Raw genomic sequence first — 19,295 nt, 5'->3', positions numbered from 1 at the left:
TATAAAAACTTTACATCGCAGCTTATCATAATAAAGGCAAGACTTAATTCTCTACTAAAGACCACCCCAAACTCGTTAGCTGTTCATAAACTCGCTTCAAGGTATTCACATCTCTAGCAGAAATCGGCGGTGGTTGGCGAACTTGAGAAAAGTATAAAGCATCGGTTTGTAGCGGACTATGACCCCAAATTCCCAAAGCATGGCCGAGTTCGTGACGCGCTGCGGCTAGGACATAATTACCAGTTTGGCTAGGGCTTAATAATATAGTGAAGCGATGCAATAAAACTTTGTTGTTAGTATATAACTCGTAGGTAGTTAAAGCGGAACGCGCACGGGGAATTTTATCGGTAGGGGAAATTTGCAGAGGTGGTGCTTTGCGCAAAATTTTAATATCTGCAACTTCTGGTTTTTCTACTATTAATAAAGGTAAATAAGCATTCCACTCTTGCGCAGCTTGTAAGACGCTGTTAACCCAAGCTTGCGCTTGCTGGCTGTTAATTGTTGTTGGCGTTTCTATGTAAACTTTAATAGGAAACTGCGACCAAACTAAATAACCAACTTGAGTGGGTGTAATTTCTCCAAAATAATCGCCACTGTTGGTATTATCTTGCCATTGGGCTAAGGTTGGCGGTAAAGGATGGGGTTTTGGTGAAGGAAATGAGGCGGTAGCAGGAAGATGAGTAAAAATAACTAGCAGCCCTGTACCTATGGCTAAGGTAAGAACTGCTAGCAACTGTCGTAGATATAAATTTTTCCGGGGGTTGGGTGTTGGGTATTGGATTTTTTGCCCCATATCCCTATTCCCTATGGTTACTTAGGTAGCCAGCCGGCGCTTAAAACTACTGTTAAACCGAGAAAAATTACTGTTAATGCCCAAGTAATTCGGTTTAAGGTGTTTTCTGCACTTTTGGTGCTGCTAAATAGTTGAGCTTGTCCGCCAATGGCTCCAATACCATCTCCTTTAGGACTATGCAGCAACACTAAGACGATTAAACCAACGGCGGAAAGTGCCCAAATTCCTTGAACAATATTAGAAACTGTCATGGTAGCAATCTAAATAGATAGTCAATTTCAAAACAAAAGTGTCAGGGTGAAGCTAACAGTTAAATGTTAACTGTTATCTTGTTTACAAACCTACTTGGGCAGGAGTACGACTGCGTTGCACATCATATCCGGCTGGGACTACTAGCGATCGCCCTGTCATTTCTGATGGTTGAGGTAGTTGTAAAATCTCAAGAATAGTTGGTGCAATGTCGGCTAGCTTGCCATCGCTTCGCAGTTCGACGTTTGTACCATGTCCAGGGATTTTGACTTTTTCTCCTTCCAACAGAATTAAAGGTACAGGGTTGGTGGTGTGGGCTGTCCAAGGATTACCCGCATCATCTAGCATGTACTCAGCATTACCGTGATCGGCAGTAATAATTGTGGTTCCCCCGATTTTAGTAATGCTAGCAAGTAGGCGACCCAAACAGCGATCAACTTTTTCAATTGCTTCTATCGTAGCTTCTATCTGACCCGTGTGCCCGACCATATCTGGGTTGGCATAGTTAATCACAACTAACGAGTAGATACATTTTTCAATCGCGGCGATCGCTACATCTGTGACTGCTTCTGCTGACATGGCTGGGGCTTTGTCGTAAGTTGCTACCATTGGACTGCTTACGAGTTCCCGATCTTCGCCTGCAAAAGGTTCTTCTAGACCGCCATTGAAAAAGTAGGTAACGTGGGCGTATTTTTCGGTTTCTGCGGTGCGGAACTGCTTTAAACCCTGATTAGCGATGACTTCTCCCAAAATATTGGTGAGATTTTGCGGCTCAAAGGCGATCGCTACTTTTAAATCTGGATCGTACTGAGTAAAAGTAGCAAAGGCTAGGGGTTGAATCAGCTGTCTTTCAAAGCCTGTAAATTCTGGGCTAACAAAAGCTTGAGTGAGTTGTCTAGCGCGATCGGGGCGGAAGTTGAAGAAAATGACTCCATCGCCGGCTGCAATTGCGCCAGAAGCAATGCGTGTGGGGTTGATGAACTCGTCTGTGACTCCGGCGGCGTAGGATGCTTTTAAGATTTCTACAGCTTGGCGATTGTCAGTCACTTCATCTTGGGTCATTACGTCATAGGCACGTTTAACCCGATCCCAACGATGATCGCGATCCATCGCGTAGTAGCGACCGCTCAGGGTGACTATTTGCCCAATACCTATGCGGTCTATATATTCTTGCAATTGCCCAATTGCTTTGATACCTTCGGTCGGTGTGGTGTCACGACCATCGGTAATGGCGTGGATACAAACTTGGGAAACTTGCCGATCCTTAGCTAACTCTAGTAGACCTGCTACGTGGGTGAGATGGGAATGTACGCCACCCTCCGAACACAGACCGACTATATGCAGCTTGCCATTGCGATCGCGCACTTCCTGGCAAATTTTGACAAGTGCTGGGTTGAGCTTGATAGAACCGTCTTCCACCGCATCGGAGATGCGTACCAATTCTTGCGGTACTACCCGTCCAGCGCCAATGTTCAAATGACCAACTTCCGAGTTGCCCATTTGTCCATCTGGCAACCCTACGGCTTTTCCTGAGGTGCGGATGAGGGTATGTGGATAAGCTGCCCATAAGCTATCCATGACTGGAGTTTTCGCATTAACAATCGCGTTTCCACGCTTCTCCTCGCAGTAGCCCCATCCGTCTAAAATGACTAGCACCACAGGAGCAACAGGTGCTTTGGTCATAGTAAAATTGCCCTTTACTTTTTGTAATACCCGAATGATACCACTGCTAATCACCACTGCAAGAGGATTTCTGCTTATTAACTTCTTTTATGAAAAGTTTCAGTATTTTTTAGATTTTTTTTAACTTTAGTAACTTTTGCGTATTATTTGTGATAATTGTGTGGGGCTAATTATCCCAAAAAAGCTTTTGTGTACCGTCAGTAGTTAATCTCTAACTTGGGTTTTACCACAGATGTTGCAGCTTGAGTGGTATTTCTGCAAGTGTGTGTTAATTCCTGGTTAATAAATCTTTAAATCGTAGTAGTGCGTAATGCTTAAACTTGGGTATTAATCCTTGTCAACCAAGGGATTTTAGCATCACGCACCCGATTTAAATTTGACTGCTACGACCTGCTTATTTACGTTTTGCTGAGGCTTTAGCGCCTTTAGCGGCTTTCTTAGCAGCCTTTTCAGCTGCGATCGCCTCTAACTTGGCTTGTTCTTTTTCTTCAGCAATTTTATCCAGATAGTAATGATAATCGCCTAAGTAGACGCGGAATTCACCATCGCGAATTTCCACAATTTTATTGGCTACTTGGGAGATAAAATAACGGTCGTGAGAGACAACTATCGCTGTACCCTCATAATTTTGCAGTGCTTCTTCCAACATTTCTTTTGCTGGAATATCTAAATGGTTTGTCGGCTCATCTAATATGAGTAAGTTCGCTGGACGTAAGAGCATTTTTGCTAAAGCTAAACGTGCTTTTTCGCCACCACTTAATGCGCCAACTTGTTTAAATACTGTGTCGCCAGTAAATAAGAAACGTCCTAACAGTGTGCGAACTTCTTCATTTTTCCAGTCAGGAACTTCATCGTGAATTGTTTCCATGACTGTCTTTTGTAAATCCAAAGCTTCTGCTTGATTTTGCTCAAAGTAACCCGGAATTACATTGTGATCGCCTAATTTTACAGTACCTTCTGTGGGTGGCTCCATACCCATAATTACCCGTAATAGGGTAGATTTACCTGCACCGTTGGGGCCTAAGAAAGCAATGCGATCGCCTCTTTCAATAAAGAGATTCGCGCCCAAAAACAAGATTTTATCATCATAGATATGAGTCAACTCTTTAATATTCACCACTTCTCTACCGCTACGAGGTGCATCGGGGAAGCGGAAATGCAGAGTTCTTACCCCTGCGGTTGGTGCTTCAATGCGTTCAATTTTTTCTAGTTGTTTTTCGCGGCTTTTGGCTTGGGTACTGCGGGTAGCACTAGCGCGGAATCTATCAACAAATGTTTGTTGTTTTTCGATTTCTTTCTGCTGGCGTTCGTAAGCACTTAATTGTGCTGATTCATTTTCCGCTTTTTGTAGCAAGTATGCAGAATAATTACCCAGGTAACTAGTAGAAACACCGCGTTCAGTTTCCACAATTTGATTACAGAGACGGTCAAGAAACTCTCGGTCATGGGAAACTATTACCATTGGAGTTGTCAGACTTCTGAGGTAATTTTCTAACCATTCAATAGTTTCTAAGTCTAAATGGTTAGTCGGTTCGTCCAGTAGCAATAAATCGGGTTTCTGCAACAGAATTTTACCCAAACTCATCCGCATCTGCCAACCACCAGAGAAGGCGCTAACGAGGCGATCGCCATCTTCTTGTTCAAATCCCATTTCTGGTAAGATTTTCCCGATGCGTGATTCTAAACCGTAGCCGTCTAAGGCTTCAAATTGACGCTGTAATTTGTCTAATTTGTGGATTAGTTTATCCAGTTCCTCTGGAGTTGCAGTTTCCATCTCTCTTGTCACCTCAGCGATGGAAAGCTGTACTTGATTCGCTTCTTTAAATACAGTCCAAAATTCTTCTCTGACAGTCCGACTGGGGTCAACTTCAAATTCTTGGTTCAGGTAAGCTATATGTAAACTCGCAGGACGAATAATTTCGCCTGATGTGGGTTCCATTTCCCCAGATATAATTTTTAGCTGGGTAGATTTACCTGCACCGTTGACACCGACTAAGCCGATGCGATCGCCTGGTTTGACTTCCCAGTTGATGTCCTTAAGAACTTCACCTGTAGGGTAAATTTTACTAATATGTTCTAGTCGCAGCATCAAGTTTCTCTCAGGTAGGGGATGGGTAGTTGGGGGATGAAGAGTTATTGCCGTGTCAATCTTAACAAAATTTAATTAATATTTCGTCAGGGAAATTTTCCGCAATGATAAAAAAAGAGTCTGAGATTGTCACGCTCACATCTAATTAAGTTATATATACCTAAATTACAGCCCCCATTTCGGCATTCGCCTACCCCATTATTCAAATTCTGCTGCTATGCTTCGCTGCTTGTGGAATCAGAAGCCTGTTGCTGTACTATCTGGCTGACTTCCTCTACACTCAATTCCAAAGCTTGAGCTATTTGCTCTACAGTCAACCCAGCAGACAACATTGGTATTACTGCTTTTAACTTACCTCTACGCTCACCTTGCGCTATACCTTGTTCTACACCTTCTTCTTTCCCTTCCTGAAAAGCTTCTTGATAAAATCTAGTTTGTTTTAACTCGCTCAAGCTAAACATTGCTTCAATTTCCTCCCGACTCATATTGGGGAATTTATAAACCAAAATAGTCTCTATTAATTGTAATAATTGTTGCTGTAATTGAGAGTTGGTCTCTTGTTTAGTTCTGGCGATCAACTCCCTTGCTTGGTTAATAGCTATATCTTTGTCTTCAATGACTAATTTAACAGTAGCTATGCCAATTGGTAATGTTGCATTATCACCTAATTCATCGAGATAAATTCTTCTCACCCTTTGACTATCAAAAAACTCCCGATAGTGTTTTATATCTCCTGTATCCACATTCCTGTTCGGATATAAAACTACAGCATTCCAATCATTTTGGGGTTTGTTCTGACGCAGGTATAAACATATTTCTGCTATCAGTCTTGAGTAAATTTCGTCATCTTGTTGAAATTGCACTTCAACGAAGTAAATCGGTTTATCAATGGTTTCTACAGGTAAAAATACACCATCAATCCGAAATGAAGTTTGTTTAATTTCAACTGATGCAAACTGATAATTGTTGGCTTCCTCAGGATGATTGCTAATCAGTTCAAAGAAAATACTCGGTATTTCTTGAAATAGCCGATAAAATATAATGTCAGTTTTCACAAGATTCTACCACTATGATATATAGAAGTTCTGAGAGAAAATATTTTTATTTTTCCCCTGCTCCCTGCCCCCTGCCCCTCTGCCTAAACAGTGATAGTATATTTTCTTAGTTCTAAGTCCTTTATTCTTTTGAACCATCCCGCACTTCTAGTAACTGTTCTTTTGTAATACCTAGTATCCTGGAAAGTGGTGCTAATAAATTATCTTCAATAGCTTCACCAGCATAAATATTATTGAGTGCATCTGGTGAAAGTTTAAATGTATCGCAGAATTTAGCAAACTCCTGACTACTCAAATCAAGCGCCTTTTGTCTTTCAGTTAATAAAAGCGCGATCGCTCTCGTTCCGTACTTGGGACGCTTACTCATTTTGATATATTTTTTGATCAAATTGCTTACTTCTTTGCTATCACCATTAGTTTCTTTCACTAAATCAATACAAGCCAATTTCAGTGCTTTTTTTAAAACTTCGTCCTCATTTAAAAACTTAATAATGTCATGAGCATATTCTTTTTTAAAAAACCCAGCTAGATCACCTTTATAATAAACTGGTACAAAAGCATCGCTTGATTCTACTTGCCAAGCTGAAGGTTCATTAGGTAGTGACATAAATACACCTCAAAAAAATAAAATTTTTTCACATTATCTCAGTTAATTCCAGAGGTTTCCACACCCAATCCTGGCTTACTTTTCTCTTTACCAGTGCTATCTTATGCACAACAAATAAAAAGCAAGACTTTGATAAAATTTGTATTTATTATTATTTAATTGTAACAAAAATTAATATTTGCGTATAGTTATGTCAATAAATTTACAAGTAAACTTGTAAACAGAAGCGCGATCGCTCAAAAACATTCAACTAATTATTTAACTAGCTTTAACTTCATCTACCACAGCTTCCGCAGCTGCTGCTAATCTATCCATTACTACTCTGCCAATAATGGCGACTTCGCTTAACGGCATAGATTTAATGTACTTGACAATCTGATTTACATCGGAGGATTCTGACACTGGCTTAACACCAAGGTAGTTAAGCAATTCCTCCATCGTATAGCCTGCTCTCGCTGCAATGTTGGCTAAATTTTGTGTATCTGGAATCGACTCGCCTTTTTCCCACAATTGCACCGCAGTAGCCGAAACGCCCAGAAGTTTACCAAAAGCTCTTTGACTCATCGAGCCACGAGCCATTTTCACGACTTCAATCAGTTTCTTTCTAGCTTCTAAATCCACTGCTGTAGTATTTTTCCCCTGAATTGACTAGTTTATTCTCAGCGATAAATAAATATTTAATTTAGGCATTTAGGCATTTACAAGTTTACTTGCCAATGGTAAATTAAATCTAGGCTTGACAATTACAAGTTTAAATATAAATTTGTCTAAATTAACGATACTCATCCATTTTATCGCGGAAATTCGTTACAGACTGCAAGCTGTCAAATTAGGGGAAAAAGGTGCATCATGTTGCGTAAGCCGCGCAAAATCATGTTATGGATTGGTTCAACTAGCTTTGGCTTCATCTTCAGACGCTTGGGCTACAGCAGCCAGTCTATCAGCCGCCGCCTGAACAATTTGCGCCACTTGGTTAAGAGGCATGTGCTTGATTTGTCTCAAAATCAAACTTAAATCTGAAGTTTCTGGTATTGGTTTGCCATCTAAGCAACCGAGTAATTCTTCTAATGTATAGCCTGCTCTAGCTGCTATTTTGGCTAAATACTCGGTATCAGGAACGTTTACACCCTTTTCCCACAATTGAACAGCAGTAGCCGAAACTCCCAAAAGCTTGCCAAATGCTCGCTGACTCATGGAACCACGAGCTAATTTGATAATTTCAATCAGTTTTTCTCTGCTTTCAATGTTCACTGCTTGTTTAGCTATTCAACTGCGTTATTTACAAGTTTAATCAGCAATCTTTACAATTTTAATTTTCGATTGACATTGATAGTTGTCAATAGTATATTAAAGTTTAAGTTTTAATATAACAATTTTCCTTTAAATATTGAGATAACGCCAGTAGTAAATTTGTGCCATGACTGTTACTTGCTTAAAAGGTGCATTATGTTGTGTAGTCCGCGCAAAATTAACTCCTATCGCCGTAAAGGTCACAGCCTGATTAGGGCTAATAAAATTAAACCAGAACAATGGTTTATTTCTCATCCTGAGGCGAAAGCAGCTTTAAACGCTAAAGGCTACAAAGTGAAGCAAATCAAGAAAATCCATTGCCTGAAGCATCAAGTTTGTATTTCCTATTGGGATGAAAAAGGTAATATTTGCAGCAGCTTTTTCAGTTACCGAATTTTTCAGCGTTGGCAACAGGAAGTAGAAAAATTAATTGATACTTGCCAAACACTGAGTGATTGGAAAATATTAAATCATATTCTCAAGCATGAATTTCTTTACTATCAATATTTTCAGGAAATGGTAGAGGCAATTTCTACTGCATTAGAAAACCGCTTATCGGTGTTAAAAGTAACATCACAACAAGCGGTTGAAGATAAATTATTGAACGAACAATTAGCTTGTAGCACCAGAAGCCGCTAACTCTGCCAAACGTTCCTGCTGGTCTTGAGAGATACAAGATTGTATAACTGATTCTAAATCGCCTTCCAATACAGGGTTAAGAGAATAGTTTTGTCCCAGACGGTGATCGGTAACGCGGTTATCTTTATAATTGTAGGTGCGAATTTTTTCCGATCGCGATCCTGTACCAACTTGCGATCGCCGCATGGAAGTTACAGCTTCTTGTTGTTCCCGTAACTTCATTTCATACAGTTTCGCCCGCAAAATTTGCATCGCCCGTTCTTTGTTTTGCAACTGGCTGCGTTCTTCTGTACAGAAAATCCGAATCCCGGTAGGTTTGTGCATCAAGTCAACAGCAGTTTCCACCTTGTTGACGTTTTGTCCACCAGCACCACCAGAACGAGCCGTAGTCATTTCAATATCCTTAGGGTCAATGTGGATTTCCACATCATCCACTTCTGGCATGATAGCGACTGTGGCTGTAGAAGTGTGAACTCTTCCGCCAGCTTCCGTTGCTGGTACGCGCTGCACCCGATGGACTCCGGCTTCAAACTTCAGCTTACTGTAAACACTCTCACCCTGAATTTCCAGGATTACTTCTTTAAAACCGCCCATTTCCCCTAGTGACTCGCTCACTAGTTTCACTCTCCAACCTTGGCTGTCAGCGTAGCGAGAGTACATCCGCAGTAAATCGCCAGCCCAAATACTCGCTTCATCGCCACCAGTACCAGCGCGAATTTCCAACATGATGTTTTTATCATCGTTGGGATCGCGGGGTAGCAATAATATTTTTAAGCGGTTCTCTAAATATTCTATTTTTTGTTCTAGTTCGTCTACTTCCAGGGCTGCCATTTCTTGCAACTCCGGATCGCTCGCCGATTCTTTGTAAACCTGACGCGCTCCGATCAAATCTTCTTGAGCTATTTTCCAAGTGTCATAGGTATTAACTACCTCTTCCAAAGAAGAACGAGATTTAGCAATTTGTTGAAACTCGTCAGGATTTCTCGCTGTATCGGGATCACCAAGACGACGAGTTAATTCATTAAAAGTTTGTTCAACAGATTTTAGTTTGTCCAGCAGGTATGATTCAGCCATGATGAGTGCGATCGCTCCTTAAAATAACAAATTGGCTCAAGCATTAAATGACAATCGACCCAGCTGATTGCAGGGTCGTCGTTAACCGCAGAGCCAACCCGCTACTTTTTGTTTGAGTCGCCAGCGCTTTGAGTGCTGCTCATACCGTACTTGCGAAGGAAGCGCTCTACTCGACCCTCAGTATCAATAATCTTCTGAGTGCCGGTGTAAAAAGGATGGTTTCCAGACCAAACATCTACGTGCAGTTCTGGCTTAGTAGAGCCAACAGTCATAACTACTTGACCGTTGCAGTAAACTTTCGCATCTGGATACCACTTGGGATGAATATCAGGTTTAGCCATTTTTCCTTTTGTGGTCAATCTATATAAATTATAACTTTCAGTTGCTTGCAGAGCGTAGGGAAGAGAGACTAACAGGACAAGGCAAAATCATCAATGCCCACTCGCCCTGAGCGGAGCCGTACTGCGTTCGACGAAGTCGTTCCCGCAGGGTAGCAGAACCCGCAGGGTAGGGATACCCAATGCCCAATGCCCAATGCCCCATGCCCCATGCCCTACCGTTTTGAGTACTGAGGTGCTTTGCGAGCTTTGTGTAAACCGTATTTCTTCCGCTCTTTAGCTCTAGGATCGCGAGTTAGGTAACCTTCTGTTTTTAAAGGCGAACGGTTGTCTGGATCTAGTTGGCATAAAGCACGAGCTACACCCAAACGAATAGAATCAGCTTGTCCGGTCAAACCACCGCCTTCAGCTTTCACCAAAATGTCATATTCACTCTCTAGTCCCAAGGTTTCTAGAGGGCCTTTGATGACACCTAAGTAGTTGGCGTTGAACTGGAAGTACAAGTTACCATCTTTACCGTTAACAATCAGTTGACCGCTACCGGGAACGAGGCGAACTCTTGCTACTGCTGACTTACGACGGCCAGTACCCCAGTATACGGCACGACCGCTAGTAGTTTCTGCTACTGCTACCATTAACTTTCTGCTCCAGGAATTGTATTAACTTTGAGTTCTTTGGGTTGTTGTGCTGCATGGGGGTGAGTGGGGCCAGCATAAACTTTCAGCTTGGTGAACAACTGCTTACCCAAGCTGTTTTTAGGTAACATCCCTTTTACAGCATGTTCGACAATTCTTTCTGGCAAACGCTGTTGCAGCTTGGCGAAGGTTTCAGTCTTCATCCCGCCAGGACGACCAGAATGACGACGGTAGAGTTTTTGGGTACGTTTTTTACCTGTAACTGCTACCTTATCGGCATTGATCACGATGACAAAATCACCTGTATCTAGGTGGGGAGTATATTCAGCTTTCTTTTTGCCTCTCAAAACCATAGCGATTTCACTAGCGAGGCGGCCGAGGCGTTGGTCTGTAGCATCTACTACGTACCACTCACGCTCAAGAGAATCTTGAGAAGGAAGGTATGTTTTAGTCATTTGTAATTTGTCCCTTGTCATTTTTGGTTGTCAGTTGTCAGTTGTTCAGTTGTCAGTTGTCATTGGACTATTGACTGTTGACTTTTGACCATTGACTCTTGACTAAAAACGAATTTTGGCAGATTGTCATACCAAACATCATGTGAAAAAGGGAAATCTGGATAGCCGACTCGCAACAAGCATAAACCTTGGGGAGGTGCGGCATATTTCACTTCTTCTCGTCGTTCAGCTTTCCACAATTCAGTAAAGTTAGCTAGGGTGCGCTGTCCAGTACCTACTTGTACCAGCATCCCTACTAATAGCCGAACCATGCCATACAAAAATCCATCTGCCTGGATTTCAATATGAATTAATGGCCCGTTACGATGACATTCTGCTGCTTGTACTTCTACCCAAGAATGCGATCGCTTTGAGCCTGCACGATGAAAAGCAGCTAGATGATGCTTTCCCAGCAGGGGTTTCAGGGCAGCTTTGATTAAGGTTTCATCTAGGGGTGCATAATAATAATGCCAACTGAAGGGTCGCACAAACAAGTTCGGCTGATCTTCAGTGTATATCGTGTAGCGATACCGTCGATAGGCTGCACTAAAACGAGCGTGCCAACGGTGACCGACACCTGCTGAAGCCCTGATTAATATATCATTGGGCAAATAGCTATTAAGAACGGCTGCCCACTTGTGAGGTGGAATTAAACCCGTAGCTTCAAAATGGGCAACTTGGGCGGCGGCGTGAACTCCCGCATCGGTTCTGCCTGCACCATGTAGTGTTACATGATACCCAAGAATTTTCGCGATCGCTGTTTCTATCTCTTCTTGAACTGTACGCTGTTGCTTTTGCCGTTGCCAGCCATGAAAATGAGTGCCCAAGTATTGGATTACCAGGGCTACTCGATGAGTTTCTCTTGGCTGGTGGCTTTCTATCATACAGATTTGTTTTGTCAGTTGTCAGTTGTCAGCTGTCAGTTGCAAATGACCAATGACTAATGACCAATGATTTAAACTAGTTCAATAATCGCCATCTCAGCATTATCGCCCCGACGAGGTACTGTATGCAGGATGCGGGTGTAACCGCCTTGACGATTTGCATAGCGAGTGGAAGCTTGCTCAAAGAGAGCATGAACTAGTGATTTATCGTAGATATAGCCCAAAGCTTGCCGACGTGCTGCTAAGGAGCCATCTTTAGCTAAGGTAATCATTTTATCTACTTCAGCACGCAGAACTTTAGCTCTGATTAAAGTAGTGGTAATTCGTCCATGACGGACTAGTTCAGTAGTCAGCGCCCGTAACAAAGCACGACGCTGATCTGCTGGTTTACCAAGTTTCTTGACCCGACAACGGTGACGCATAATAATGCAATATCAATTACTAACGTACTAACGGTTTTGATTTTAGCTGTGTTTAGAGCTTCTTTCTTGGGGTAGGGTAATGCCTAAGCGTCGCTGTAAAGCTTCAACTACTTCTTCGGCTGACTTCTGACCAAAGTTTTTAATTTCTAACAGGTCTTCTTGGGTATAGTCCAGCAAGTCGGCTACAGAGTTAACTTGTGCGCGCTTGAGACAGTTGTATGCCCTGACAGAAAGCTGTAATTCTTCGATGGGAATTTGGGCGGTAGGATCGTCGGGAATATCAGAACCTGTATCGGTGGGTTCTAGTGATATATCTTTTAGTGGGTTGAATAAATCTACCAGAATGCCCGCAGCCGATGATAGTGCTTCTTGGGGAGAGATACTACCATTAGTCCAAACTTCTAATAGCAATCGGTCTTTGGCGATCGAGCCGTCCCCACGGGCATCTTCGACACTATAGTTAACTTTTCGCACTGGCATAAACACCGAGTCGATTTGCAAGAAGTCCAAAGATGTGGCTTCTTCTCTTCCTCGTTCTACGGTGCGATAACCTTTACCTCTCTCGATCCGAAATTCCATTTCTAGTTTGCCGCCTTCAGCTAAGGTGGCTACATATTGGGTGGGATCGATGATTTCTACTTCACTTGGCAAATCAAAATGTGCCGCCGTAACGGTTGCAGGGCCATTAACGAGTAACCGCCCTATTTGCGGTTGAGAGGAATAACTTTTGAGAATGACTTCCTTCATTTTCATGAGGATTTCCAGCACATCTTCCCGCACGCCTGGAACTGTGGCGAACTCGTGTGAAACACCTGCAATCCTTACTGCTGTAACTGCTGTCCCCTCTAGATTAGACAGTAAAACCCGCCTTAAGGCGTTACCTACTGTCGTTCCTTGACCGCGTTCTAGAGGTTCCAAGACAAATTTACTGTAATGGCTTCGACTTTCCTCAGTTGTAGACTCTACACATTCAATTTGAAACTGCGCCACGGAGTTGCCTCCCTCTGTTTAAGGTGCTGCTAGTAGGCAAATCGCTTGCCTCCCGAATTTAGTTCTTGCCCTGAAGCTTACTCTAGGTATGTCAATCTGCCAACTGCAAATGTCGCTAATTGCACTCCTAATTCAGCTTTTGGGCGATAGTATTTAATTTTTGGGTATTCCGAAAAATTTTCAGCTTCCTGTTGCGAGGATTTGCTCGTTTTTAGGTTACCCAAGCCGTCTGAAGTCCAAAGCCACAATTTGGCCACAGCAGTTTGCTTTTCTTTGGTTCAAGCAGGCATTACAGGTGACTTTTCCGTGCTCGAACTTCTTGCTTTCACCGCCCTCAAGGTTGGTGTTAAACTCGGCGGCGCTTGGGCGGACGGCAACCGTTATGAGGAATCGGAGTGATATCCCGAATCAAGGTAATTTCCAGTCCTGCACCTTGGAGTGCGCGGATCGCAGTTTCTCTACCTGCGCCGGGGCCACTTACCATGACCTCAATTTGCCGCATTCCTTGGTCGATGGCTCGACGCGCAGCACTTTCAGCAGCAGTTTGCGCAGCAAAGGGAGTTCCTTTTTTTGCGCCTTTGAAACCGCTAGAACCAGCACTTGCCCAAGAAATCACATCGCCGTTTTGATCGGTAATGGTGACAATGCTATTGTTGAAAGTAGACTGGATGTAAGCCATACCGTTGGGTACGTTGCGCTTTTGCTTCTTGCTTCCGGTTTTTTTGGTTGGTTGTCGCGCCATATTTGTGTAGTGAATGTAAGGTAAACCTTGCTCGGATGAGCAAGCATGAACATATTATTTATTTGCCTGGTGCTTTCTTCTTACCTGCCACTGTCTGCCTTCTACCGCGACGGGTTCTGGCATTGGTGCGAGTTCTTTGTCCTCTTACTGGTAAGCCCATCCGATGACGCCGACCTCTGTAAGTACCAATATCAATCAGGCGCTTGATGTTCATCGCTTCCCATCGGCGCAAGTCACCTTCAACTTGATAGTTGCTTTCGATTTCGGCTCTTAGGGCAGCAATATCAGCATCACTTAGTTCTTTAACGCGGGTGTCTGGGTTAACACCTGTAGTCGCTAAAATTTCTTGCGACCGAGATAAACCAATTCCATAGATATAGGTGAGACCAATCTCGACACGCTTGTCGCGTGGCAGGTCTACTCCGGCAATACGTGCCACAATGAATTTCTCCCTCTTGTTCTGGCTATTGCTGTGATAAAAATGCGGTTAAGCGCATTTTGGGCTTTGTCTGGCGTTTTTGTGTCGCATTTAGTTCTGATAATTAATCAGAACACTAGCCTTGACGTTGCTTATGCTTGGGGTTAACACAAATCACCATAACGCGACCACGGCGTTTGATCACGTTACACTTTTCGCAAATCTTTTTGACTGAGGCTCGGACTTTCATGCCTTTTGTAATTAACTCCAAATAGTGAATTATAGCATTTTTACAGAAATTAGTCAGTTAAATGACTAGGGAACACCCAACAAAGGGATTATATGGTAATATTCTCTACATAACCTTACTTCTTGCGCAGTCGATAGGTAATTCTACCTTTAGTCAGGTCGTAGGGAGTTAACTCCACTTTGACGCGATCGCCAGGTAAAATTTTGATATAATTCCGGCGGATTTTGCCGGAAATGTGTGCCAGGACATTAAAGCCATTATCCAAGTCAACGCGAAACATCGCATTGGGTAATGACTCGGTGACCGTCCCTTCCATTTCAATCAAATCTTGTTTAGACAACTTGTTTTTTCCTCAACTCAACATTCTCCTGTTCTATTGCTTGAGCTTCATTTGCAAGAGAACATACTTTACGAAATATATCAACAGTTTCTTAATATATCTTAGCTAAAGTTGCTATCTGCCCTACACAGCCAGACAGCCAAGAATTTTATCTGGGCACTTAATTGGGGATATGGGAGAAATTTCATCTAGGGATTTCTCCCGCCTACCCCTGATATATCTGCTTGCTTAAGACTTGATTACTTTTTGCAGCGCGCTTGTGACTTCTTCTGGGGATTGATTACCATTAATAGTGAGTAGCTTTTGGCGATCGCCATAATAATCAATCAAAGGTGCAGTTTCCGAGCGATAAACTTCTAGACGACGACGAATCACTTCTTCGCTATCATCCTTTCTCCCTCTAGCCAGTAACCTAGTAACCACCACATCATCGGGGACATCAAGGTTTACTACCTTTTCGCCACCTTGATGAGTTGTTTCCAGCAGTTCTCCTAAAAAAGCTGCCTGTGTTACTTTCCGAGGAAAGCCATCGAGAATCCAACCAGATTGAGCATCAGGTTGCTCTAGCCGCTCCTGTACCAAATCCTGTACTAGCTGATCGGGAACTAACTCGCCGCTATCAACATAACTTTGAGCTTTAACTCCCAAAGGGGTTTGGTCTTTCATCGCTTGTCTTAAGATGTCACCCGTAGAAATATGGGGAATCTGCAAGTGAAGAGCCAATTTTTGAGATTGTGTTCCTTTACCAGCTCCAGGTGGCCCCAAGAAGATTAATCGCGTCACTATTGTTTCACCATTCCTTCATAGCGCTGAGATATTACGTAGGTTTGGACTTGCTTCGCTGTGTCAATTGCCACACCAACTAGGATTAATAAAGATGTAGCTCCTAATCCCTTAAAGGTTGGTACTCCTAAAGCACTTTCCACAGCAGTGGGGATAATTGCCACAAAGCCCAAAAAGATTGCACCTAAAAAAGTCAGTCGATTAATTACCCGCTCGATGTACTCACTAGTTGCTTTACCAGGGCGAATTCCGGGAATACTTGAACCCATCTTCTTCAAGTTCTGGGCTACATCTACTGGGTTGACAATCAACGAAGAATAGAAATAGCTGAAGAAAACAATAGAAATTAAGTAAACCAAGGCATAAGCCCAAGGCTGAGAACCACCGGGACTGAGGTAAGTGTTAACAATTCTCGCCAAATCCGGGTTTTTCGTGAAATTAGCAATTAATAGTGGCAAACTCAGGATAGCAGCAGCAAAAATAATTGGCATTACACCACCAGAGTTGAGTCGCAGAGGTAGGTAGCTACGTTGTTCAGCCAAAACTCGCCGCCCTACTTGACGCCGTGCGGAAATAATCGGGATGCGACGAATGCCTTCCTGCACAAATACAATACCAACAATTGTCGCTAGGAAAACCAATACCAACACAATTACCCGACCGACAATTTCCCGACCGCCAACTTGCACCAAATCGATGGTATCGCCCAAAGATTTTGGCAGGGATGCCACAATATTGACAAAAATCAACAATGATGCTCCATTACCAAGACCTCTTTCAGTAATCAGTTCCGATGCCCACATGACGAACATGGAACCGGCGGTAAGAGCGATCGCCGTTTCTGCTACAAATAAGGGGCCTGGTTGTAAGGCAAACTGTTGGAGGAAAAAAGCTGAAAAAGCAGTACTTTGAATAATCGCCCAACCTACAGTGACGTAGCGAGTAATTTGCGAAATTTTCCGCCGTCCCGCTTCACCTTCATCTTTCTGTAACTTTTCTAAAGATGGGATGGCAGCCGTGAGTAATTGGATAATAATGGACGCATTAATGAAGGGCAAAATCCCTAAAGCAAAAACGCCCAAAGTCGAAAATCCGCGCCCAGAAAATATATCCAATAAACCGAATATGGCATTATTGTTTTGGAGTTGTCTGGCAAACTCAACTCTATTAATACCTGGTACAGGCAGAAAGATGCCCAGGCGAACCAAAATTAAAATACCGACAGTTACAAGCAGCCTACCTCTCAGTCCAGCTGCTTGAGCCATCTGCATAAAAGTTTCTTGAGCCGTTGGGGCTTTGTCTCGACTGATCATAGAGTGCTACCTTTATCGTGAACCAGGCGCTGGAAGCGAGTTGGCTAGCATTTTAAGTGCGCTATTGGGCTTCACTCTGTCACTTCGCAACTTCCTCCAGCTGCCTCAATTTTGCTACGAGCTTGGCCCGTGAAAGCTGCTGCCTTAACTGTGAGTGGAACGTTCAGTTCCCCGTTACCCAAAATTTTCAATGGGCCTTTTGCCGCAGTCAGGATACCTGCTGCTCTTAAGGATTCCAAGGTTACTTCTGTATTGGCAGGCAAAGAAGCTAGCTTATCTACATTAATCGTAGTGTAAATTTTCCGATTAACTTGGGGAAAACCTTTCAACTTGGGTAAGCGGCGGTACAATGGCTGCTGACCACCTTCAAAACCTGGGCGAGTACCGCTACCAGAACGGGATTTTTGCCCCCGCATCCCTAAACCAGCGCTGGCACCTTGTCCTGCGGAAATACCTCTACCTACACGCTTACGGCGTTTTTTTGAGCCTTTTTGAGGCTTGGCATCGTTGAGTCTCATGATGTAAATAGTAATTTTTTACACAAATACTCGGAAAAATTGGCTCTACTAAACAATGTAGAGATTTTCAATAGGAACACCTCGGTCTTCAGCGACTTCATTTAAGGTACGCAGGGTAGATAAGGCGTTGACTGCGGCTCTGGCATTGTTGAGTGGATTGTTGGAGCCGAGTTGTTTCGCTAGGACGTTACGCACTCCAGCTAATTCCAATACAGTCCGCACAGCACCACCAGCAATTACCCCAGTACCGGGTGCGGCTGGGCGCATAATCACCTTAGCTCCACCACCTACACCGTCAATGGGATGGGGTATAGAATTAGACTTAGTAATGGGGATGTCAATGAGATGTTTTTTCCCATCGGCTACGCCTTTTTTCACCGCGCCAATGACATCTGAGGCTTTACCTACACCCACACCAACTTGACCGCGTTCGTTACCGACGACGACGATCGCGCGGAAGCTGAGTTTTTTACCACCTTTGACGACTTTACTCACCCGGCGGATTTGAATGACTCGCTCTTGCCAGTTGGTTTCTTCTTTTTTTGCGCGGTTTGCTTTACGACGACCAGTTGCCATAATTAAATGCTCTCTGTTAGTCAATTGTCAGTTGTCAGTTGTCAGTTGTCAGTTGTGAGTCAGTGTGGTCTTGGGGGTTTCCCCCATGAACAACTTACGAACCCGAAGGGTCAGTTGTTTTTGAACAAATGACTCATGACTGATGACAAATGACTTTAGAAATCTAAACCAGCTTCACGAGCGGCATCAGCTAGTGCTTGGATGCGACCGTGGTAGAGGTTACCACCGCGATCAAAAACGACTTTGGTGATGCCTTTTTCTAGCGATCGCGCTGCGATTAATTTGCCAACTTGCACTGATGCGTCACGGTTAGCACCTGAGGCTAAACTCGATTTCAACCCTGGTTCTACAGTTGAAGCTGAAACCAAAGTATGATGCTGAGTATCATCAATTACTTGAGCGTAAATATGCTCGTTGGAGCGAAATACAGCTAGGCGTGGACGTTCTGGAGAGCCTTGAACTTTACCACGGATACGTCTATGGCGACGTGTTTTTGATTCTCTACGAGTAAGTTTCATGTTTACTTCTTACCACTCTTACCAGTCTTACCAGCTTTCCGTCTGACCACTTCACCGGCGTAGCGAATACCCTTGCCTTTATAAGGTTCTGGTTTCCGAACCGCACGAATTTTCGCTGCTGTGTTGCCTACGATTTCTTTGTCATAGCCACTGACTATGACGTTAGTTGTACCTTCCACAGCAAACTGAATGCCTTCGGGTGGTTCAATTTGTACCTGATGGCTGTAACCCATGTTTAAAACTAGGTTACGACCCTGCACTTGTGCCCGGTAACCAACACCTTGGATTTCTAAACGGCGTTGAAAACCTTGAGACACGCCCTCAACCATGTTGGCTACTAAGGTACGGCTCAAACCGTGCATTTGTCTGGCGGTACGAGAATCATCCCGACGGGTCACCAGTAATGTTTCGCCTTCTTGAGAGACTATCACTTGAGTAGGTAAATCACGAGAAAGTTCTCCTTTAGGCCCTTTGACGACAACTTTTGTGCCATCAATCGCCACTTGCACTTTGGCGGGAATAGTAATTGGACGTTTACCAATACGAGACATGACTTTATTTGTCCTTTGTCAGTTGTCAGTTGTCAGTTGTCAGT

26 protein-coding genes are annotated in these 19,295 nt (G+C 43.4%); 1 reads left to right on the top strand and 25 read right to left on the bottom strand.

All coding sequences use genetic code 11. The features are described from left to right. Positions 1-43: 43 nt before the first annotated feature. The 8 genes from AACW45_RS14430 to AACW45_RS14395 all read right to left on the bottom strand — a co-directional run bounded on the left by AACW45_RS14430 (position 44) and on the right by AACW45_RS14395 (position 7,727). A complete protein-coding gene (locus tag AACW45_RS14430; RefSeq protein WP_190633257.1) occupies positions 44-793 on the bottom strand; it encodes a peptidase in 750 nt (249 codons plus the stop codon). Positions 794-810: 17 nt separating this feature from the next. Beyond that, entirely contained in the window at positions 811-1,044 is a 234-nt protein-coding gene (secG, locus tag AACW45_RS14425; RefSeq protein WP_086762869.1) for a preprotein translocase subunit SecG, read from the bottom strand. A gap of 82 nt (positions 1,045-1,126) precedes the next feature. Beyond that, positions 1,127-2,725 carry a 2,3-bisphosphoglycerate-independent phosphoglycerate mutase gene (gene gpmI / locus AACW45_RS14420; RefSeq protein ID WP_190633256.1) on the bottom strand — a complete coding sequence of 533 codons (1,599 nt, stop codon included), beginning with the start codon at positions 2,723-2,725 and terminating at the stop codon, positions 1,127-1,129. 394 nt (positions 2,726-3,119) lie between these two features. Beyond that, entirely contained in the window at positions 3,120-4,814 is a 1,695-nt protein-coding gene (locus AACW45_RS14415) for an ABC-F family ATP-binding cassette domain-containing protein (protein WP_190633255.1), read from the bottom strand. Between the two features lie 215 nt (positions 4,815-5,029). Next, positions 5,030-5,869, bottom strand: coding sequence for an Rpn family recombination-promoting nuclease/putative transposase (locus AACW45_RS14410; RefSeq protein ID WP_190633254.1), 840 nt, complete (start codon positions 5,867-5,869; stop codon positions 5,030-5,032). Positions 5,870-5,990: 121 nt separating this feature from the next. Next, positions 5,991-6,476, bottom strand: a complete 486-nt coding sequence (locus AACW45_RS14405) for a hypothetical protein (RefSeq protein ID WP_190633253.1) — start codon at positions 6,474-6,476, stop codon at positions 5,991-5,993. A 258-nt stretch (positions 6,477-6,734) separates the two neighbouring features. Further along, a complete protein-coding gene (locus tag AACW45_RS14400) occupies positions 6,735-7,097 on the bottom strand; it encodes a helix-turn-helix domain-containing protein (protein WP_190633252.1) in 363 nt (120 codons plus the stop codon). A 267-nt stretch (positions 7,098-7,364) separates the two neighbouring features. Then, a complete protein-coding gene (locus AACW45_RS14395; protein ID WP_096643322.1) occupies positions 7,365-7,727 on the bottom strand; it encodes a helix-turn-helix domain-containing protein in 363 nt (120 codons plus the stop codon). Positions 7,728-7,922: 195 nt separating this feature from the next. Between AACW45_RS14395 and AACW45_RS14390 the strand changes: the two genes are divergently transcribed. Then, on the top strand, positions 7,923-8,405 hold the full coding sequence (locus AACW45_RS14390; RefSeq protein WP_190633251.1) for a hypothetical protein: 483 nt from the start codon (positions 7,923-7,925) through the stop codon (positions 8,403-8,405). Here AACW45_RS14390 and prfA read toward each other — a convergent pair. The 17 genes from prfA to rplF form a co-directional block, all read right to left on the bottom strand. Continuing rightward, positions 8,379-9,479, bottom strand: coding sequence for a peptide chain release factor 1 (gene prfA, locus AACW45_RS14385; RefSeq protein WP_190633250.1), 1,101 nt, complete (start codon positions 9,477-9,479; stop codon positions 8,379-8,381). The two genes, AACW45_RS14390 and prfA, sit on opposite strands and share 27 nt — an antisense overlap. A gap of 101 nt (positions 9,480-9,580) precedes the next feature. Then, positions 9,581-9,820: a 50S ribosomal protein L31 gene (gene rpmE / locus AACW45_RS14380; protein ID WP_190633249.1), complete on the bottom strand. Its 240-nt coding sequence runs from the start codon at positions 9,818-9,820 to the stop codon at positions 9,581-9,583. A gap of 212 nt (positions 9,821-10,032) precedes the next feature. Continuing rightward, positions 10,033-10,452 carry a 30S ribosomal protein S9 gene (gene rpsI / locus AACW45_RS14375; RefSeq protein ID WP_190539943.1) on the bottom strand — a complete coding sequence of 140 codons (420 nt, stop codon included), beginning with the start codon at positions 10,450-10,452 and terminating at the stop codon, positions 10,033-10,035. Continuing rightward, entirely contained in the window at positions 10,452-10,907 is a 456-nt protein-coding gene (gene rplM / locus AACW45_RS14370) for a 50S ribosomal protein L13 (RefSeq protein ID WP_096647671.1), read from the bottom strand. The genes rpsI and rplM overlap by 1 nt, the downstream gene beginning before the upstream one ends. Positions 10,908-10,966: 59 nt before the next feature. Next, complete coding sequence (truA, locus tag AACW45_RS14365; protein ID WP_190633248.1) at positions 10,967-11,830, bottom strand: tRNA pseudouridine(38-40) synthase TruA; 864 nt, start codon at positions 11,828-11,830, stop codon at positions 10,967-10,969. Positions 11,831-11,901: 71 nt separating this feature from the next. Continuing rightward, entirely contained in the window at positions 11,902-12,252 is a 351-nt protein-coding gene (gene rplQ / locus AACW45_RS14360; protein WP_190633247.1) for a 50S ribosomal protein L17, read from the bottom strand. 42 nt (positions 12,253-12,294) lie between these two features. Beyond that, complete coding sequence (locus AACW45_RS14355; protein ID WP_096643315.1) at positions 12,295-13,242, bottom strand: DNA-directed RNA polymerase subunit alpha; 948 nt, start codon at positions 13,240-13,242, stop codon at positions 12,295-12,297. Between the two features lie 346 nt (positions 13,243-13,588). Then, on the bottom strand, positions 13,589-13,984 hold the full coding sequence (gene rpsK / locus AACW45_RS14350) for a 30S ribosomal protein S11 (protein ID WP_096558115.1): 396 nt from the start codon (positions 13,982-13,984) through the stop codon (positions 13,589-13,591). A 58-nt stretch (positions 13,985-14,042) separates the two neighbouring features. Then, positions 14,043-14,423 (bottom strand): 30S ribosomal protein S13, encoded by a 381-nt coding sequence (gene rpsM / locus AACW45_RS14345; RefSeq protein ID WP_096643314.1) that lies wholly within the window; start codon positions 14,421-14,423, stop codon positions 14,043-14,045. Between the two features lie 115 nt (positions 14,424-14,538). Further along, positions 14,539-14,652 (bottom strand): 50S ribosomal protein L36, encoded by a 114-nt coding sequence (gene rpmJ, locus AACW45_RS14340; protein WP_015129703.1) that lies wholly within the window; start codon positions 14,650-14,652, stop codon positions 14,539-14,541. 115 nt (positions 14,653-14,767) lie between these two features. Continuing rightward, positions 14,768-14,992, bottom strand: coding sequence for a translation initiation factor IF-1 (gene infA, locus AACW45_RS14335; RefSeq protein WP_006276978.1), 225 nt, complete (start codon positions 14,990-14,992; stop codon positions 14,768-14,770). Between the two features lie 228 nt (positions 14,993-15,220). Continuing rightward, positions 15,221-15,775: an adenylate kinase gene (locus AACW45_RS14330; protein WP_190633246.1), complete on the bottom strand. Its 555-nt coding sequence runs from the start codon at positions 15,773-15,775 to the stop codon at positions 15,221-15,223. Then, positions 15,775-17,088: a preprotein translocase subunit SecY gene (gene secY / locus AACW45_RS14325; RefSeq protein WP_190539938.1), complete on the bottom strand. Its 1,314-nt coding sequence runs from the start codon at positions 17,086-17,088 to the stop codon at positions 15,775-15,777. The genes AACW45_RS14330 and secY overlap by 1 nt, the downstream gene beginning before the upstream one ends. 71 nt (positions 17,089-17,159) lie before the next feature. Continuing rightward, on the bottom strand, positions 17,160-17,606 hold the full coding sequence (gene rplO, locus AACW45_RS14320; protein ID WP_096643311.1) for a 50S ribosomal protein L15: 447 nt from the start codon (positions 17,604-17,606) through the stop codon (positions 17,160-17,162). A gap of 48 nt (positions 17,607-17,654) precedes the next feature. Then, on the bottom strand, positions 17,655-18,182 hold the full coding sequence (gene rpsE / locus AACW45_RS14315; protein ID WP_096643310.1) for a 30S ribosomal protein S5: 528 nt from the start codon (positions 18,180-18,182) through the stop codon (positions 17,655-17,657). A 155-nt stretch (positions 18,183-18,337) separates the two neighbouring features. Beyond that, on the bottom strand, positions 18,338-18,700 hold the full coding sequence (gene rplR, locus AACW45_RS14310) for a 50S ribosomal protein L18 (RefSeq protein ID WP_190539936.1): 363 nt from the start codon (positions 18,698-18,700) through the stop codon (positions 18,338-18,340). Positions 18,701-18,702: 2 nt separating this feature from the next. Continuing rightward, the gene (gene rplF / locus AACW45_RS14305) at positions 18,703-19,251 is read right to left on the bottom strand and encodes a 50S ribosomal protein L6 (RefSeq protein ID WP_096643308.1); all 549 of its coding nucleotides are present in this window, start codon (positions 19,249-19,251) and stop codon (positions 18,703-18,705) included. Positions 19,252-19,295 lie beyond the last annotated feature (44 nt).

This window comes from Calothrix sp. FACHB-168, assembly GCF_963889195.1.
GTDB classification, from domain to species: Bacteria; Cyanobacteriota; Cyanobacteriia; order Cyanobacteriales; family Nostocaceae; genus Aulosira; species Aulosira anomala_A.
This window is presented reverse-complemented; position numbering and strand designations above follow the sequence as displayed.

Coding starts and splice junctions, on each gene's coding strand:
- rpsE (WP_096643310.1), bottom strand. CDS start 18,182: ATGGCAACTGGTCGTCGTAAAGCAAACCGCGCAAAAAAAGAAGAAACC.
- rplR (WP_190539936.1), bottom strand. CDS start 18,700: ATGAAACTTACTCGTAGAGAATCAAAAACACGTCGCCATAGACGTATC.
- rpmJ (WP_015129703.1), bottom strand. CDS start 14,652: ATGAAAGTCCGAGCCTCAGTCAAAAAGATTTGCGAAAAGTGTAACGTG.
- AACW45_RS14405 (WP_190633253.1), bottom strand. CDS start 6,476: ATGTCACTACCTAATGAACCTTCAGCTTGGCAAGTAGAATCAAGCGAT.
- AACW45_RS14415 (WP_190633255.1), bottom strand. CDS start 4,814: ATGCTGCGACTAGAACATATTAGTAAAATTTACCCTACAGGTGAAGTT.
- rplQ (WP_190633247.1), bottom strand. CDS start 12,252: ATGCGTCACCGTTGTCGGGTCAAGAAACTTGGTAAACCAGCAGATCAG.
- gpmI (WP_190633256.1), bottom strand. CDS start 2,725: ATGACCAAAGCACCTGTTGCTCCTGTGGTGCTAGTCATTTTAGACGGA.
- rplO (WP_096643311.1), bottom strand. CDS start 17,606: ATGAGACTCAACGATGCCAAGCCTCAAAAAGGCTCAAAAAAACGCCGT.
- AACW45_RS14430 (WP_190633257.1), bottom strand. CDS start 793: ATGGGGCAAAAAATCCAATACCCAACACCCAACCCCCGGAAAAATTTA.
- AACW45_RS14390 (WP_190633251.1), top strand. CDS start 7,923: ATGTTGTGTAGTCCGCGCAAAATTAACTCCTATCGCCGTAAAGGTCAC.
- rpsK (WP_096558115.1), bottom strand. CDS start 13,984: ATGGCGCGACAACCAACCAAAAAAACCGGAAGCAAGAAGCAAAAGCGC.
- secG (WP_086762869.1), bottom strand. CDS start 1,044: ATGACAGTTTCTAATATTGTTCAAGGAATTTGGGCACTTTCCGCCGTT.
- rpsI (WP_190539943.1), bottom strand. CDS start 10,452: ATGGTAGCAGTAGCAGAAACTACTAGCGGTCGTGCCGTATACTGGGGT.
- rplF (WP_096643308.1), bottom strand. CDS start 19,251: ATGTCTCGTATTGGTAAACGTCCAATTACTATTCCCGCCAAAGTGCAA.
- prfA (WP_190633250.1), bottom strand. CDS start 9,479: ATGGCTGAATCATACCTGCTGGACAAACTAAAATCTGTTGAACAAACT.
- secY (WP_190539938.1), bottom strand. CDS start 17,088: ATGATCAGTCGAGACAAAGCCCCAACGGCTCAAGAAACTTTTATGCAG.
- rplM (WP_096647671.1), bottom strand. CDS start 10,907: ATGACTAAAACATACCTTCCTTCTCAAGATTCTCTTGAGCGTGAGTGG.
- rpmE (WP_190633249.1), bottom strand. CDS start 9,820: ATGGCTAAACCTGATATTCATCCCAAGTGGTATCCAGATGCGAAAGTT.
- truA (WP_190633248.1), bottom strand. CDS start 11,830: ATGATAGAAAGCCACCAGCCAAGAGAAACTCATCGAGTAGCCCTGGTA.